Annotated in this window: 16 protein-coding genes; 3 read left to right on the forward strand and 13 right to left on the reverse strand. The window is 52.6% G+C overall.

Going from position 1 to position 15,572, the window contains the following annotated elements:
* The first annotated feature begins 1 nt into the window (after position 1).
* On the forward strand, positions 2-736 hold the full coding sequence (locus HYS22_04490) for a nucleotidyltransferase family protein (protein ID MBI1909409.1): 735 nt from the start codon (positions 2-4) through the stop codon (positions 734-736).
* Here HYS22_04490 and HYS22_04495 read toward each other — a convergent pair.
* The 4 genes from HYS22_04495 to HYS22_04510 are packed head-to-tail and all read right to left on the reverse strand — an operon-like array spanning position 733 to position 4,156.
* Positions 733-1,920, reverse strand: a complete 1,188-nt coding sequence (locus HYS22_04495; protein MBI1909410.1) for an anhydro-N-acetylmuramic acid kinase — start codon at positions 1,918-1,920, stop codon at positions 733-735. The two genes, HYS22_04490 and HYS22_04495, sit on opposite strands and share 4 nt — an antisense overlap.
* Entirely contained in the window at positions 1,917-2,846 is a 930-nt protein-coding gene (locus HYS22_04500) for a hypothetical protein (GenBank protein MBI1909411.1), read from the reverse strand. The genes HYS22_04495 and HYS22_04500 overlap by 4 nt, the downstream gene beginning before the upstream one ends.
* Positions 2,828-3,649 carry a 3-keto-5-aminohexanoate cleavage protein gene (locus HYS22_04505; protein MBI1909412.1) on the reverse strand — a complete coding sequence of 274 codons (822 nt, stop codon included), beginning with the start codon at positions 3,647-3,649 and terminating at the stop codon, positions 2,828-2,830. The genes HYS22_04500 and HYS22_04505 overlap by 19 nt, the downstream gene beginning before the upstream one ends.
* An 18-nt stretch (positions 3,650-3,667) precedes the next feature.
* Positions 3,668-4,156 carry a DUF1178 family protein gene (locus tag HYS22_04510; GenBank protein ID MBI1909413.1) on the reverse strand — a complete coding sequence of 163 codons (489 nt, stop codon included), beginning with the start codon at positions 4,154-4,156 and terminating at the stop codon, positions 3,668-3,670.
* A gap of 119 nt (positions 4,157-4,275) precedes the next feature.
* On the opposite strand from HYS22_04510, the gene HYS22_04515 reads away from it, so the two are divergent.
* Positions 4,276-4,854 (forward strand): hypothetical protein, encoded by a 579-nt coding sequence (locus HYS22_04515; protein ID MBI1909414.1) that lies wholly within the window; start codon positions 4,276-4,278, stop codon positions 4,852-4,854.
* Here HYS22_04515 and HYS22_04520 read toward each other — a convergent pair.
* Complete coding sequence (locus tag HYS22_04520) at positions 4,851-5,147, reverse strand: helix-turn-helix transcriptional regulator (protein ID MBI1909415.1); 297 nt, start codon at positions 5,145-5,147, stop codon at positions 4,851-4,853. The two genes, HYS22_04515 and HYS22_04520, sit on opposite strands and share 4 nt — an antisense overlap.
* A gap of 131 nt (positions 5,148-5,278) precedes the next feature.
* A complete protein-coding gene (locus HYS22_04525) occupies positions 5,279-6,505 on the reverse strand; it encodes a hypothetical protein (protein MBI1909416.1) in 1,227 nt (408 codons plus the stop codon).
* An 89-nt stretch (positions 6,506-6,594) separates the two neighbouring features.
* On the opposite strand from HYS22_04525, the gene HYS22_04530 reads away from it, so the two are divergent.
* Positions 6,595-7,098 carry a helix-turn-helix domain-containing protein gene (locus tag HYS22_04530; GenBank protein ID MBI1909417.1) on the forward strand — a complete coding sequence of 168 codons (504 nt, stop codon included), beginning with the start codon at positions 6,595-6,597 and terminating at the stop codon, positions 7,096-7,098.
* 69 nt (positions 7,099-7,167) lie between these two features.
* Here the strand turns inward: HYS22_04530 and HYS22_04535 are convergent, their stop codons facing one another.
* From HYS22_04535 to HYS22_04565, 7 genes are read right to left on the reverse strand one after another with little or no spacing between them, the layout of a single operon-like run.
* Complete coding sequence (locus HYS22_04535; GenBank protein MBI1909418.1) at positions 7,168-8,667, reverse strand: NADH-quinone oxidoreductase subunit N; 1,500 nt, start codon at positions 8,665-8,667, stop codon at positions 7,168-7,170.
* Positions 8,664-10,169 carry an NADH-quinone oxidoreductase subunit M gene (locus tag HYS22_04540; GenBank protein ID MBI1909419.1) on the reverse strand — a complete coding sequence of 502 codons (1,506 nt, stop codon included), beginning with the start codon at positions 10,167-10,169 and terminating at the stop codon, positions 8,664-8,666. Before HYS22_04540 ends, HYS22_04535 begins: the two co-directional genes overlap by 4 nt.
* The gene (gene nuoL / locus HYS22_04545) at positions 10,166-12,103 is read right to left on the reverse strand and encodes an NADH-quinone oxidoreductase subunit L (GenBank protein ID MBI1909420.1); all 1,938 of its coding nucleotides are present in this window, start codon (positions 12,101-12,103) and stop codon (positions 10,166-10,168) included. Before nuoL ends, HYS22_04540 begins: the two co-directional genes overlap by 4 nt.
* Positions 12,104-12,121: 18 nt before the next feature.
* On the reverse strand, positions 12,122-12,415 hold the full coding sequence (gene nuoK, locus HYS22_04550; GenBank protein ID MBI1909421.1) for an NADH-quinone oxidoreductase subunit NuoK: 294 nt from the start codon (positions 12,413-12,415) through the stop codon (positions 12,122-12,124).
* Positions 12,415-12,909 (reverse strand): NADH-quinone oxidoreductase subunit J, encoded by a 495-nt coding sequence (locus HYS22_04555; protein ID MBI1909422.1) that lies wholly within the window; start codon positions 12,907-12,909, stop codon positions 12,415-12,417. The genes nuoK and HYS22_04555 overlap by 1 nt, the downstream gene beginning before the upstream one ends.
* On the reverse strand, positions 12,909-13,976 hold the full coding sequence (gene nuoH / locus HYS22_04560) for an NADH-quinone oxidoreductase subunit NuoH (protein MBI1909423.1): 1,068 nt from the start codon (positions 13,974-13,976) through the stop codon (positions 12,909-12,911). Before nuoH ends, HYS22_04555 begins: the two co-directional genes overlap by 1 nt.
* Positions 13,977-15,530, reverse strand: coding sequence for a (2Fe-2S)-binding protein (locus tag HYS22_04565; GenBank protein MBI1909424.1), 1,554 nt, complete (start codon positions 15,528-15,530; stop codon positions 13,977-13,979). It lies immediately after the preceding gene.
* Positions 15,531-15,572 lie beyond the last annotated feature (42 nt).

Below are 15,572 nucleotides of genomic sequence, written 5' to 3' on the forward strand. Positions count from 1 at the left end.
AATGAAGGCGATGATCCTCGCCGCCGGCCTTGGCAAACGCCTTCAGCCGCTCACTCTCCAGACACCCAAGTCGCTTATCTTGGTTAATCAGATCCCTTTGATCGTCTACCAGGTCAAACTTTTGAAAAAACATGGCATTCTCGAAATACTGATCAACCTGCACCACCTCGGGACAATGATCCAGGAGGAACTGGGAAACGGTTCCCGTTACGGCGTCAGAATAATTTATTCGTATGAAGATGCCATCCTCGGGACAGGGGGTGGCATCAAAAAGGTGGAAGATTTTTTCGAAGGGAAACCATTCCTCGTCATGAATAGTGACATTCTCATCGACCTCAATCTGAAAGAATTGCTTTCCTTCCATAGGCGGAAGAAAGGGATCGCCACCATGGTTTTAAGGAAACGGGAGGCAGGTTCCAGTTATAGTTATATTCAGTCAGACCGGAAAAATAGGATCCTGGAAATCGTTGAAAATCCTGCCTCTACCGACAAGGTTCCCGAAGGAGCAATGATGTTTACCGGTGTGCATATCCTCAGCTCCAAACTCCTCTCCACTCTTCCCAAAGGGAAAGAGGCCTGCATTATTAACGACGCCTACCGGCCAGCCCTCCGGGAGGGGCAGAAGATCTACGGCTTCCCTTATGACGGTTACTGGATGGACCTTGGGACGATTGAACGCTACCGGCAGGCAGATCAGGATTTGTCCAAGGGATTGATCAAACTATCTTACCTCTAGGCTGGGATGATTTTCCCCAACACGACCGGACGGGAGGCCCCGGTGGCTAAAGGGATATTCGCCGGCCAGCCATGGAGGGTGGCATCCGCCAAAACGGCAAAACAGGTCGCCTCCACCGCGCCGCTGTCCAGGCCATAATCTTCAAAGGTGCTGATCGTCACCCCTTCCAGTTCTCTTTGGATCATCGCCATCAATGTCCTGTTTTTAACACCACCGCCGCAAAAAATGATCTCATCTAATTTATTATTTTTTTTCAGCACAAACTGGCGGTAACCCTCCGCAATCGAGACGGCAGTAAAAGCAGTCACGGTTGCCAGCATATCGGCAGGCTTTAGATGACGCCGCCCGGCCTCTTTAAAAAACCGATCGACAAAATCCTGTCCGAACTCCTCCCTCCCGGTCGTCTTGGGAGGGGTTTTGCGAAAATAAGGGTGATGGAGAAGACGGGCCACCAGGTTAAGATCGATCAGCCCCTTTTTGGCCTCCCTTCCCCCTTCATCATGGCTTTTCTTCCCCCTGGAAATTTTTGAGATGATGCCGTCCATCACCATATTCCCCGGTCCCGTATCGAAACCCAGAATTTTGTCGATCGTCCCTCCTGCCGGCAGGAAGGTCAGGTTGCTGATCCCGCCGATATTGTTGACCGCCACGGAACGGCGAGGGTGATGGAAGAGCAGGTAATGAAAGTAGGGTGTCAGGGGGGCCCCATGCCCTCCGGCGGCAATGTCTCGTGGACGAAAATCGGCGACCGTTGTGATTCCGGTCCGCTCCGCGATCACCGACGGCTCGCCAATCTGCAGGGTCGAACGGAGAAGATACCGTCCCTCACGCCTCGGTTCTGGCTGGTGACAGACCGTCTGCCCATGGGAACCGATCACGGAAACCTTGGACCGTGAAACCCCGGCCTTCTTGCAGATTTTTACCGCGGCCTCGGCAAATAGCTCCCCCAGATAAAAATTGAGCTGGGAGACCTCCTGAAGAGGGACAGTCTTCGACTGCGCTGTTTTTAAAATCCTCTGTTGAAGCCGTTGAGGGAAAGGATTAGCCTGAAAACTGACCAACTTCACCTTGAGCTGTTGTCCCTTGGGTGAATCACCCTTTCCCGAGATCTCAATCAGGGCGGCATCAATCCCGTCGGCCGAGGTCCCACTCATGAGCCCGATTGCCAAACGGGAAAGACTCATCGGACAATCACCTCCAGTTGGGGACCGGTGGACAGTGTGATCTGGGAAACAGGCGAGTGCATATCCCCGTCAATGGTGTAAGGGATCGGTTCTTCAAAGACCATCTCCATCTTTTGCGCCGGTTCTTCCAAGAGATTGGGGCACCCCGAGGGTCTTCCCAAAAACATCAGAGGGACATAAGGCAAGATATTACGGGGGGGCAGGGAAAAACCGATGGCATGAAAAGAGTCAGCTTCTTTATCAACAAGATAAAAAGTCTTGAAACTGAGCCCCAGGTAAGGGACGGAGGCCGCATAGAGGGCCGAATAGTTTTTGTAAGACCACTCCCTGCCGTTCACCCGGACCTGGGCCCCAAATCGTTCAAACATCTTGCAGGCGTAAGGCCCATTAACAATTGCCGAACCGATCGACTTGAAAAGGGTCTTTGCCGCCTTGGCCGGAGAGACAGGAACATCGCTGTAATAATCATCCATAAAACGATAAATAACCCCACACCCCCAGATGAAACCGTAATGCCCGTTGATTTTCATCATCCGAACTCGTTTGATCTCGAATGGTTCATCCTCATGGTACTTATAGATGAGGTTGGCGATGATTTTTTCGGGGCTTCCATAAATCCCGCACCCTGCGGCAATCGTATTCAAGGTCCCGCCACGCAAGAAAGTAACTTTGGGGAGTGGTTTTTCACCATAAACCTTCAAGAACGCCGTTAACGTCCTGTGATTGGTCCCATCCCCGCCGCTGATCCCCAAGATGTCGATCTCCCGTTCTTTAAATCCTTTAGCCACCCGTTCAATATCATTAAAATCGTTGGTCTGGGCGCAGGAGGCCTTTTCCCCCACGATGAAGGCGATCCGCTTCATCCTTTCCGGCTGCTGACGGTTTTTTTTTGAATGAGGATTGAGGACTATTCCGATCCCAGGCATAGGATCTTCCGTGCTTCTACGGAAGAGGCTACCGTTCTATCATACTTCCGGACGAGGGCAACCGCTTTTTCAACCAGTTCATGACTTCCCTTGGCCAAGACCCCTTTTTCGAGATAGATATTATCCTCCAGACCGACACGGACCGATCCTCCCAGACGGATCGCCTCCTCCACCATCGGGAACTGATGACGCCCGACCGCCGCAACGGTCCAGGTGGAACCCGCAGGAAGACGGGAAACCAGAAGTTTTAGGTTTTCAACCGTGGCCGCCAATCCCCCTTTGACCCCCAGCACAAATTGAAAGTGGGCCGGCTTCAAAATCAGTCCCCCTTCAATCATCGAACAGGCGAGCTCTATCTGGGAGAGGTCATAGATCTCAATCTCTGGAACGATTTTTTTCTTTTTCATTTGACCCGCCAGTTGATGGATAAACGGGATCGGGTTTGAAAAGATATCATCACCGAAATTCATCGTCCCCATATTGAGGGAGGCCATCTCCGGAGAGCTCTCCAGGACTCCGATCCTTTTTGGAAAGGGATCCCCCACCGCCCCGCCGGTCGAGACCTGAATCACCGGATCGCACCGCTTGCAGATTTCAACAATAGCCTGTTTCAGAACCTTGAGGTCGAGTGTTGGTCTTCCCTTTTTATCGCGGACATGGAGGTGGATAATTGCCGCCCCGGCCTGACAGGCGAGATGGGCCGCTTCACCGATCTCTTCGGGGGTCAACGGAAGAGTGGGGGTCTCCCTGCGGGACAATTCCGCACCAACCAGCGCGGCGGTGATGATAACAGGATGGTTCAAGTTTATGGTGAATCTCCCTTAATTCTCGAACTCTTCAGGGAGTGTGGGGAAGAGAAAGAATGGGACCCCTTCTGTTTCCAACCGGTCACACTGATCCGGTGTAGCGGTCCCATAGACATTTTCGTGGGGGGTCTCCCCCTTGGTCATCCGTGTCGCCACCTCGGTAAACTGGTTCCCCACATCCTTAAAATTAGTCTTCACATACTGCTGGACCGCCTTGAGGACGACAACCGGATCGACATTCATAATGGTTGGGTGGGGGTTCTGCGACCCCTTTTTTAAAACAGGTGGCTTGGGTGAAGCACCTTCACGCACGGTCTCCAGCCTAGAGGTGTGTACCTGACTCGCCGTTGTGTGAATCACACTCGGGACCTTGGCGACATCCTGGATCCCACAGACAGAGCAGGTCAAAAGGCTTCCTTCCCTTTGTTTTTCATACGCTTCAGGGCTTGGGAACCAGCCTTCAAACTTGTGCCCCAACGGGCATTGGAGGTCATAGATCACCATACCTCCTTAATATAGGAGCTCTTTTGGGTTTGTAAACCCCTAATTAAGACTAAAAATCAGGCAACTTAAACAAGTCCTCACCGATGATACCTGCAGTCAAATTAGCAAGGAGGTTCGTTATGGCAACAACACGGCTTATCGACGGCGTTGAAACTCCCTATCACTCCCTGAGGGAAATTCTTGATCCGCTGACGTCACTACCTCCTCCGGAGGATATGATCAGATCCCTGAGTGATCCCGGTGAGGCATTCTTTCTCTCGAGGACATTGCCAAGAGATTCTGTCGCTATTATCAGAGATGATAACCCTCTGGATGGGATCGAGATAAGAACAAAATTTGTACACCAATTTCAATCCTATGCCCCAGGGGTCTCTGTTCCAGAAGAACAACCGATTGAAGGGTGGCCCAGTTCATTCAGGATCGACAGCTTCTACTCCTCCCCAGACTCTATTGCTTGGGAAAATGAGAACAACCATATTGAGCTTTGGGCTAGCGATTCATTCAAACTTGTTGATGACGGGGACTATTTCTACCACTGGGAAGATCGTGATGGCAACGACGTCTCTCGCCCCTTTTATTCCCGGTTTGCCCCAACAGCGGCCGCTTTTGTTAAAAGCTATTTTTACTATGACGCTACCCTCTTTTTGGAAACCGAAAATGGCGTCCTTTCATTTAACCTGCCGGCGGGTGGTCTTTAAGCGGCCTTCCTTGTAGAGACTACTTCGAGAGGGACTCCGAGCGCTAGCGCAACCCGAATAAGGAAGTCAAAACTTACTTCACCAACACAACCTGCTTCCATCCTGGCTATCGCCGGTTGTTTCGTGCCAAGCCTTCTTGCCAATTCACCTTGAGAGAGACCCTTTCTGAGGCGAGCAACCTTAAGACAATCAATCATTCGGTTTTTTTGCCGGACGACTGCTTTGTCTAGGGCACTCAGACCGATGGCATTGCCAAATTCATCTAGACTCAAAAAACGCCGTTTCTTTTTCATAAATGCTTTCCTTCAGTTCCTGGGACTCAGACTCTATCTCCCGCGCTGCAACAGGAATCACCCGAACGTACATATATAGTTTATACCATTTCTGTTATAATAAGCAACTTAAAAAGAGGAAGGGTGCCCAATCACTCCTCTTCATGGAGAGGGATCCAGACGAGCATCAGCATCGAGGGGATGGAGGCCAGGAAACCGAGGATAAAAAGGGTGGTGTAACCAAACGCCTCCACGAGAAAGCCGCCAAACCCGCCGATAAACGTAGAGCCGAGTGACATGATGGCCGACCCGATCGCGTAATGAGCCGCCTTGAACTCCACCTTACAAAGCCGCATCAGGTAGATCATCAGGACCGTTCCGCCGAGACCGGCCGCCCATTGCTCATAACCATGGACCAGGGCGATCAGTGTTATCCCGGTGGATGTCGTCGCCAACGGTTTAAAATAGGCCAAGCCTACATACGCCCAAATGTTGATGTTCATCAAAAGGGTCAGCGGCCAGATCGCTTTTTTGAGTGTCCTCTTTTTGATCCACCAGGCGGCAAACAGCGAACCGATAACGGTTGAGGCGGCTCCAACTGCGCCAGAGAGCCAGGCCAGTTGAACCTTGGAGACTAAAAGCTCCCGCATCAAAAACGGGGTGTTCATCGCAAACAGGATTTCGTCTCCTAATTTATAGGTCGCCACAAAACAGAGGACCAAAACAATTTTTTCCTGATTCAGGTAAGAACGAAACGCGTCACCGAAATTAATCTTTTTCCCTTCACCTCTCTGGACCTCAACAACAGGCAGAAAAAACCGGTGGAAGAGAAAAAACGCGAGCATCGTAACGGCCCCAACCCCAAACCCCCAAAACCAGTTGGCCACCCCCGCCAACCCGACCAGGACGACACGCGAGTAGACCACCGCCACCCGGTAGGCCAAGGTCCGTAGCCCCGAATAGGCGGCCTGATCCTCCCTGTCGGTCAACCCCTCCATGTAATAGCCATCAATCGTGATGTCGTTGGTTGCCCCCAGAAAGGCGAGGGCACAAAAGACAAAGGCGATGGCGGCCAGGAGGCTATTGGAGGGATGGCTATGATAAAATCCCGCGAGGAAGGCCAGAATAAACATAAAAATCGAAAGCAAAAACTGAACCTTGAGCATCCAGCCCTTCTTGGTACCGACCAGGTCCACAAACGGCGACCACAAAAATTTGAGGTTCCAGGGGATCCCTAAAAAATTTAAAAACCCGAGCCAGGCCTCCCGCACCCCGGCATCGGTGAAAAAGACGAAGGAGAGGACCTTCGCCACCATGTAAGGGAACCCTTCGGCAAAGTAGGTGGAAAAAACCCAGACGGATGGGGACTTTTTGGACATCCTAAGGATCTTATGCCCCAAAAAAGGGGGGAATTCAAGGAGTTTAATTACTATTGACTATTATTTACTACTATTTAATAATATCTATTATGAAACAATGGATGACCCTTGAGGAGGCGGCCTCTCACCTTAAAAGAAGCCGTTCTTCTCTTTACCAGTTGGCCCAAAAGAAAAAGATCCCGGCCGTTAAACTGGGGAGGAGTTGGCGTTTCGATCGTGAAGCGGTCGACAACTGGCTCTCACAATCAAGACCAATTTCTGAAACGGAATTCCCCTGGCAGGACTGTCTTGACCGGTTGTTAGAAGGTTTGAGAAAGAGGTTCGGGAAACGGTTCGCCTCACTCTGGATCTACGGCTCCTGGGCCCGAGGGGACCAAAGAGCAGATTCCGACGTGGATCTTCTGATCGTCCTCCATCCGATTGAAAATCGGGAGCATGACAGCAATACGGTCTTTGAGCTTGCCTATGAGGCTACCTTTGGAAGGGATCGCCCTGTTCTCTTCTCAACAATAGTGATCAGTCAGAAAGACTTTCTTGAAGGCATGGAACCGCTTCTTTTAAATATTCGTAAAGAGGGAAAGAAGGTGGCATGAAAAAAGAACTAACCCAATTACTCTCAAAAAGGTAGAGGAGTTTGTTATTGAGGCCGAAAAATTCCTGATTCAAAACACCGCCGCCTGAAACGACTGTCTTGCCAAGGCAAAGAGTTCCTCAGGGAAAAGGCCAAGGTAGGCGACCGCCACACCGGTGAGCCCAAGGGCAATCAGGAGAGGGGTGGAGATTGGGGCAACCGATTCTCCTTGGGTGAAGCACCCCTGCTCCTTCCTAAAGTAGATCACCGAAACAACCCCCAAATAGTAAAAAGCGGAGACCACACTGTTGAGGACCGCCATCACCACAAGGCCAATCAGTCCTGATTCCACAGCGGCCCGGAGGAGATAAAACTTGCCGATAAAACCGATCGTCGGCGGGATGCCGGTTAAGGCGATCATAAAGAGCGCCATGACCGCGGCCAAGAGTGGGTGCGATTCGGAAAGACCAGCATAATCCCCGATCTCCTCAACTGTTTCACTCTGAACATCCCCTTTTTTTCGTCCGACTGCCACAACCACAGCAAAGGCACCGATCGTCATCAACGAATAGGCCACCATATAAAAGAAGACAGAGGCCAACGCCTCTTCCCGGATCAGGCCGTTGTTGAGACAGGCTGCGAGCCCTACAAGGGCGTAACCGGCATGGGCGATCGAGGAATAGGCCAACATCCTTTTGATGTTGCTCTGTTTCAAGGCGACCAGATTCCCCACCGTCATCGTCAAGATGGCGAGCGCTGAAATAACCGTGGTCCATGGGATCTGCGGGTAGGGGGCAAAGGCGATCGCCAAACGGACCAGTCCGATAAACCCGGCCGCCTTAACCCCGGAGGCCATCAGGGCGGTGATCGGGGTCGGCGCCCCTTCATAGACATCTGGCGTCCAGAAGTGGAAAGGAACCGCGGCCACCTTGAAACCGAGCCCGATCAGGAGGAGGGCGATCCCGAGCCGGATCAACCACGGGTCGGGGGAAGTCCCTTGGCTCGGGTTGACCCCCTCAGCAATCATCCTGAAATCGGTCGTCCCGGTCGCTCCGTAGATAAGGGCGATCCCATACAGTAAAAAACCGGAGGCGAAAGCCCCCAAAATGAAATATTTCATCGACGACTCAGAGGACTTAAGAGTTCGGCTATAACCGGCAAGGATATAGGCGGCGATACTCATGATCTCGAGGGCGATAAATAGAAGAAGCAGGTCACCGCTATGGGCCATCAAGATCATCCCCGCTGTCGCAAAGAGGATCAGCACGTAGTACTCTCCCCCCTGACGACTCCCCTCTTCCGTCTCTCTGGAAAGGAGGAGGGCCAAAAAGGTAGCGATCAGGAAGACAAGATCAAAGGCGTAGGCGATCTTGTCCGAGAGGACCATGCCGCTTTCCAGCGGAAAACCGCTCAACCAGGCCTGCCAGGCAAGAACAAAAGTCCCAACAATCGCAACCAGGGTAGGGGCAAAAAAGAGGACCCCCTTTTGCCGGGGTAAAAAGGCCGCAAAGAGGAGTAACACAAGACCGGCCCCCGAAAGGGCCAGGAAGGGAACCAACGCCTTGGCAATAATAAGGAGCCAGAGACTCATCGCACCATCACCTCCGGAACCCCCTTCTTGGCAAGCCCCCAGACCTTGGCCGCCGGTTCAATTTTGCGGAGATAGACGGAAGGGGTTAGACCGATTTGAAAAATGAGGAGGAGGATCGGCAACAAGAGCCCCACCTCGCGCCAGGAAAGATCCTGAAGGGCCTTGTTCTCCTGATGTTGGAGGGCACCAAAGAAAACCCTCTTGATCATCCAGAGGAGATAAACAGCGGAAAGGATGACCCCTAGCGTCGCAAGACTCGCCGCCAGAGGGTGTGTTGGGAATGTCCCGAGCAGGATCAGAAATTCACCGATAAACCCGTTTGTCCCCGGAAGCCCGATTGAAGAAAGAGAAACAATAATAAAGGCGGTGGTAAACCAGGGAAGGAGAGAGGCGAGCCCCCCGTAATCTTCAATTTTACGGGTATGCCGCCGTTCGTAAATCATCCCGACCAAAAGAAAGAGGGCCCCGGTGGAAAGCCCATGGTTGACCATCTGAAGGACCGCGCCGGAAACCGCCTCGGGCGTCCCGGCCACCAGGCCAAGGACAATAAATCCCATGTGCGAAACAGAAGAAAAGGCAACCAGTTTTTTAATATCAGTCTGGACCATCGCCACGAGCGCCCCGTAGAGAATTCCGATTACGGCCAAGGCAATCAGGAGCGGTGAAAAATAGGAGGCGGCCGCCGGGAAAAGGGGAAAGGCAAACCGGAGGAGTCCGTAGGTCCCCATCTTGAGCAAGACACCAGCCAGGATCACACTGCCACCGGTCGGCGCCTCCACATGCGCATCCGGAAGCCAGGTGTGAAAGGGAAACAGGGGAACCTTGATCGCAAAGGCCAAGGCAAAGGCCCCAAAAAGCCATTTTTGCGATGAAACCGGAAGAGAAAGATTGAGGTAATCCGTCAGATTAAACGAGTGCCCGGCGGCAAAGTAGAGATACAAAATCGCCGCCAGCATCAAGAGAGACCCAACCATCGTGTACAGGACAAACTTGATTGCCGCGTAGAGGCGTCTCTCCCCTCCCCAAATCCCGATCAAGAAATACATCGGGACCAGCATCACCTCCCAAAAGATATAAAAGAGAAAGAGGTCCAGGGCCACAAAGACGCCGATCATCCCTACTTCAAGCAACAGGAAAAAAATGAAATACTCGCGAACTCTGCGCTGGGTATCGGTCCAGGAAGCGGCCAGGACTATCGGTACAAGGAGTGTGGTGAGCAGGATCAAAAAGAGACTGATCCCGTCAACGCCAAGCCTGTAATAGATCCCCAATGACGGGATCCATGGAGACAACTCCTTGAAGGTAAAAACAGAATCAAGCGGATAGAAATCCGGAAAGCGGCTGTAAAGCACGAGGGAAAGGGAAAATGGAATGAGGGAAGAAAGAAAACCGATCCGCCGGACGAGACCTGTCTTCTCGCTGGGAATAAACAAAAGGAGGAGAATCCCCAAGAGCGGGGAAAAGACAAGAAACGAAAGCAGATGGGTCATAAAAAAGTTCATAATACAAAATAAGCAATCAGTACGATTGCCCCAATCCCGAAGAATAAGGCATAATTCTGCAAACGTCCGGTCTGCAGGAGCGACAAGATCTGCCCCCCCAGCCGGACACCCTGGCCCGAACCATTGACCATAAGCCCGTCAATCACCTTTTCATCGGTCCCCTTCCAGAGGATTTTATCGGAAATGAAAAGGAGCGGTTTCAGGACAAGACGTTCGTAGATTTCGTCGATGTAAAATTTGTTTTCTGAGAACCGGTGTAACCAGAAAAAACGACGAGCCATTTGTGTCACCCTCCCCAGTTTCTGCGAATAGAGGATAAGGGCCACCAACCCCATATGAAAGGCAAAGAGGAGCGTCACCACCGAAAGAATCAGTTCCAGCCCGTGAGACCCCTTCCCGGCCCCTTCCACAACGGAGGGGTAGGCAAAGACCGGGACGATCCATTGATAAAAAATATTGTCTCCCTTGAGCGCCTCCGGAATCCCGATCCACCCCCCGACAAGAGAAAGGAGTCCTAGAAAAACAAGCGGGAGTGTCATGGAGAGAGGGGATTCATGGGGATGAAACTTTTCCCGGGCTTTGCCCAAAAAGGCGAGGGCCAGGGCGCGGCAGGTGTAGAATGACGTCAGACCGGCGGTGAGAAAACCAACACCCCAGAGGATCTTGTGGCCCTGGGCAAAGGTCTGCCAGAGGATTTCATCCTTTGAAAAAAAACCGGCGAAGGGAAAAATTCCGGCCAGCGCCAGTGACGCCATACCAAAGGTGGCAAAGGTGACCGGCATCTTCCCCTTCAACCCCCCCATTTTGAAGAGGTCCTGTTCCCCCGAAAGGGCATGAATGATACTCCCCGCCCCCAAAAAGAGACAGGCCTTGAAAAAAGCGTGGGTCATCAGATGAAAAATCCCGGCGGCAAACGCCCCGACACCAACCCCCATCACCATAATTCCCAGTTGCGAAACCGTCGAGTAGGCCAAGACTTTTTTAATATCCCTTTGTGTCAAGGCAATCAGCGCGGCAAAGAGGGCTGTGGCGGCACCGACGGAGGCAACAACATTCATCGCCACCGGGGAAAGGAGGTAGAGGAATGAAAGCCGGCTGATCAGATAGATCCCGGCGGTCACCATCGTTGCGGCATGGATCAGGGCGGAAACCGGTGTCGGACCGGCCATCGCATCCGGCAACCAGACGTACAAAGGAATCTGGGCCGATTTTCCGCAGACACCCGCAAAGAAGGCGAGACAAGCGATCGTCGCCACAGGGGCCAACAGATCGGTCCTTGAGGCTAAAACCGGGAAACTGAGACTCCCGGCCGCCTTGAAGAGGAGAAACATCCCGATTAAAAAACCGGCATCCCCGATCCGGTTGACCACAAAGGCCTTGAGCCCGGCAGTCGCCTTTTCGGCATCGGTAAACCAAAAACCGATCAGGAGGTAGGAACACAAACCGACCCCCTCCCACCCGATGAAGACTACCGGCAGACTCTCTCCCAGCACCAGGAGGAGCATCGCAAAGAGAAAAAGGTTGAGGTAGCAAAAGTACCGGCTGAACCCGGGGTCCTCGGTCATGTAACCAACTGAATAAAGATGGATCAGGGAACCAACCCCGGTCACGACGAGGATCATCACCAGGGAGAGACGATCAATGAAAAAGGAGAACTCTATCTTTAACCGGCCAACCTCCATCCAGGGGAAGAGAGGCCCGACCTTTTCGCCGATCGCCATCTCTTTGAAGAGGAAGAAGACAACGAGGGCGAGGCCGAAGGCGAGCAGGGGAAAACCAACCCCGAACAGGGAAACGAGTGATCGCGGAACCCCCCTTTTGCGGCGAACGGCAAAGAGCGACAGGAGCCCGTTGATGATCGCTCCCAGCAACGGAAGACCGGGGATCCAACAGACAATTTGCGAAAGCGGGATACCTAAAATAAGTGATTCCATAATTACCCGTGGGGTGAATCACCCCTTCATGAACGAGATCTCATTCAGATCCACCGTCTCACGATCCTTGAAAACCTTGACCAGAATGGCGAGTCCCACCGCCACCTCCGCCGCCGCCACGACCATCACGAAAAAGGCCGCCACCTGTCCGTGGAGGTTCCCCTGAAAACGGGCGAAGGTCAGAAAGACAAGATTGGCGGCGTTCAACATCAGCTCCACCGACATAAAAATCACCAGGGCGTTGCGACGGCAGAGGACACCGACAACACCGACAGAAAAGAGCAAGGCACTCAAAATAAGGTAATGGGTCATCATTGGGAAAACCTCTCCTTTCCCAACACCACCACGCCAACAATGGCAATCAGCAAGAGAAACGACGCCGCCTCAAAAGGGACGAGATAGATGGAAAAAAGGATTTCCCCCAACGGACGGAGGTAACCAAAAGAAGGAGGTAGTGTTACCTGTGGGTCCGCCAGACCGACCATCCTCAAGACCATGACCACGGCCAGATACGCCCCCACCAGGATCCCGATGAGCGCCATAAAGGGGAGGCGGCCGACAACCATTCTCCGCCCGGGATTCAATAGCATAATCACAAAGACAAAAAGGACCATGATCGCCCCGGCATACAGGAGGATTTGCATCGCCGCCACAAAATGGGCCTGGAGGAGAACATAAAGACCGGCGAGGCCAAAGAGGCTCACGACCAGGCTGATGGCGGAAGAAAGGGTATTGGGAAGGGCGATCACCCCAATCGCCCCCCCTAAAGTCACCAGCGCAAAGAGATAGAAGAAAAATGTCTCCATCAATACCACGCAATCATGAACCCGCCGGTCGCCAGGATGTTGAGAAGCGCCAGCGGGAGCATGACCCTCCATCCAAAACTCATCAGTTGATCGTACCGGAAACGGGGAAGAGTCCACCGGACCCAGACAAAGAGGAAACAGAAAAAGAGAATTTTGGCAAGAAAAGTGGTCATCTGAAGAACAGCGGCAAAGAAAGACGGATGGAGGAAGACAGGGGCCATCGATCGAAGATTTTCGGTTGAAAGAAACGGCACCTGCCAGCCCCCCAGAAAAAGCGATGCCGCCACGGCGGAGGCGATCACCATCGCGGCATATTCCCCCATGAAAAACATCGCAAACTTCATACTGGAATACTCCACATGATAGCCGGCAACGATCTCCGACTCTCCCTCGGGCAGGTCAAAAGGGGTTCTGTTGGTCTCTGCATAAGAGGCGGCCAGAAAAACAAAAAAGGCGAGCGGTTGCCTGAAAAAGTTCCAATGCCAGGGCAGGGGGCCCTGATCCCGGACAATCTCGTTTAAGCCGACTGAACCGGAGATCATGAACAGGGCCACAACGGAAAGCCCCATCGCAATCTCATAACTGATCATCTGCGAGGAGGCCCGGAGACCCCCCAAAAACGAATATTTGTTGTTGGAGGACCAGCCAGCCAGCATAATACTGTAGACGGCCAGAGAACTGATGGCGAGGATGTAGAGGAGGCCCACATCCAGGTCAGCCAGCTGCATGGAGATAACTTGTCCTTCCTCCCAATAAACGGAATCGGCAAAGGGAATCACCGCCACCGCCACAAAAGAGACAAACATCAGGATCGCCGGGGCCAAAACAAAGTAAAATTTGTTCGCCCCCGCCGGAATAATATCTTCCTTGGTCAACAGTTTAATGACATCGGCAATATTATGGATCATTCCCCACAACCGGACCCCAAAGATAGAGGCCCTGTTCGGACCACGGCGATCCTGGATGTAAGCGGAGACCTTCCGCTCCATCCAGATCAGGAGAGGGATCAGGCTGATCACCAGCATCGGAAAAATAATAATTTTTAACAGTGAAAATAGAATTTCCATTTATTTTTTCAACAACATCCCCTGACCCCCGATCTTCTCATAATCCATCCCCTTGAAGGCCGCACTGTCCTGGGTCATCTCCAAAAAGAGCCCCCTCGCGGTGTCATAGGAGGGGACCGGTCTCTCCAGGAAACGGGTCAGGTGAGAGAGCCACTGCCAGACCGGTCGTGCCTCTCCACGCGGAGGGAAGGCCGGCCGGATCCTCTGCACCCTTCCCTGACAGTTGGTGAAGGTCCCGTCCGTTTCAGCAAATGTTGGAACCGGCAGGACAATGTCGGCAAAATCCCCCTCGTGCCCCCCTTTGACAAAGGGGGGTGAGGGGGGATTTTCATCCCACGCCGTAAAAACGATAACCTTTCTCTGTTTTTCCAGCGTAATCCCCTTCAACTTCTCCTCCGAGAGGGGGCCCAGGGCAAAAACGATCTTGAAACGACGATCCCCACCGATCTCTTTAAAACCAAGGGCCGTAACTCCCGTGGTATTCGGATTCTTGTCGGCCTGGATCAAATAATCATCGGAGGAAGGATTCTGCGGTTCAGAACGGTGGTAAAAGAAATGGGCGACGCCGCACTCTTTCAAAAACCTCATGAGGGCGTAGTTGTCTTCATTGGTAAACTGGGCCGAACCGATACCGCAAACGAGCGTTGGGTCGACACCGGTCATCATCTCACGAATGGAACGGAGCGCCTCATCCGGTGAGACAAATTTCTCCTTGATCTTTGCAAACCGCAAACGATTTTCCTGATTCACCGGCTTATAAGTCACCCTCCCCTCGTCACACATCCAGCACTCATTCACCCCTTCGTTGACCCGCGGGGTCAAGCGGTAGATCTTCCCCTCATGCTGATCGATGTTGATATTGCACCCCATGGAACAGCCGGGGCAGACCGATTCGGTCCTTTCCAGAAACCAGACGCGGCACTTGAAACGGAAATCCTTGTTGGTCAGCGCCCCGACGGGGCAGACCTCCACCACATTGGCCGAATAAGGGTTCTCCAACTTCTTCCCTGGAAATGCGGTCAAGACGGAATGATCGCCTCGTTCGGCGATGCAAAGTTCCTCCTCTTCCGCCACCTCCTGGCAAAAACGGACACACCGGCTGCAGAGGATGCACCGCTCCATATCGAGCATCACCCAGGGCCCCAGATCGATCGCCTTTTCCTTGTGGACTTTTTCTTCAATCGGAAAACGGGAGGAGGACTGGTCATACTTCATGTAATACTCCTGAAGCTTGCATTCCCCCGCCTGGTCGCAAACGGGGCAATCGATCGGGTGGTTGATCAGGATAAACTCAAGGACCGAACGGCGGGCCTTTTCAACCCTCGTGTTTCGGGTATGAACCACCATCCCCTCGGCGACTTTGGTGTTGCAGGCGATCTGTAGTTTCGGACTTTTCTCGATCTCGACAAGACACATACGACAGTTGCCGGCAACCGAGAGTTTTGGATGGTAACAATAGTGGGGGACTTCAATACCGGCCTGGCGGGCCGCCTCAATCAGATTCGTCCCTTCCCGAACCTCGAGATTTTGGCCGTCAATGGTAACCTTGGGCATATCCCCCCAACCGAATTTTTCCTAATAGCTCGGAGGGAAATA

The organism is Deltaproteobacteria bacterium (assembly GCA_016177765.1).
In the GTDB taxonomy this organism is placed as follows: Bacteria; UBA10199; UBA10199; order JACPAL01; family JACOUP01; genus JACOUP01.

Bases quoted from the DNA above. Each gene is read 5' to 3' on its own strand.
- HYS22_04565 (MBI1909424.1), bottom strand. From the start codon at position 15,530: ATGCCCAAGGTTACCATTGACGGCCAAAATCTCGAGGTTCGGGAAGGG.
- HYS22_04520 (MBI1909415.1), bottom strand. From the start codon at position 5,147: ATGAAAAAGAAACGGCGTTTTTTGAGTCTAGATGAATTTGGCAATGCC.
- HYS22_04490 (MBI1909409.1), top strand. From the start codon at position 2: ATGAAGGCGATGATCCTCGCCGCCGGCCTTGGCAAACGCCTTCAGCCG.
- HYS22_04530 (MBI1909417.1), top strand. From the start codon at position 6,595: ATGAAACAATGGATGACCCTTGAGGAGGCGGCCTCTCACCTTAAAAGA.
- nuoK (MBI1909421.1), bottom strand. From the start codon at position 12,415: ATGACCCATTACCTTATTTTGAGTGCCTTGCTCTTTTCTGTCGGTGTT.
- HYS22_04510 (MBI1909413.1), bottom strand. From the start codon at position 4,156: ATGGTGATCTATGACCTCCAATGCCCGTTGGGGCACAAGTTTGAAGGC.
- HYS22_04495 (MBI1909410.1), bottom strand. From the start codon at position 1,920: ATGAGTCTTTCCCGTTTGGCAATCGGGCTCATGAGTGGGACCTCGGCC.
- HYS22_04525 (MBI1909416.1), bottom strand. From the start codon at position 6,505: ATGTCCAAAAAGTCCCCATCCGTCTGGGTTTTTTCCACCTACTTTGCC.
- nuoH (MBI1909423.1), bottom strand. From the start codon at position 13,976: ATGGAAATTCTATTTTCACTGTTAAAAATTATTATTTTTCCGATGCTG.
- HYS22_04555 (MBI1909422.1), bottom strand. From the start codon at position 12,909: ATGGAGACATTTTTCTTCTATCTCTTTGCGCTGGTGACTTTAGGGGGG.
- HYS22_04540 (MBI1909419.1), bottom strand. From the start codon at position 10,169: ATGAACTTTTTTATGACCCATCTGCTTTCGTTTCTTGTCTTTTCCCCG.
- HYS22_04535 (MBI1909418.1), bottom strand. From the start codon at position 8,667: ATGAGTCTCTGGCTCCTTATTATTGCCAAGGCGTTGGTTCCCTTCCTG.
- nuoL (MBI1909420.1), bottom strand. From the start codon at position 12,103: ATGGAATCACTTATTTTAGGTATCCCGCTTTCGCAAATTGTCTGTTGG.
- HYS22_04515 (MBI1909414.1), top strand. From the start codon at position 4,276: ATGGCAACAACACGGCTTATCGACGGCGTTGAAACTCCCTATCACTCC.
- HYS22_04500 (MBI1909411.1), bottom strand. From the start codon at position 2,846: ATGCCTGGGATCGGAATAGTCCTCAATCCTCATTCAAAAAAAAACCGT.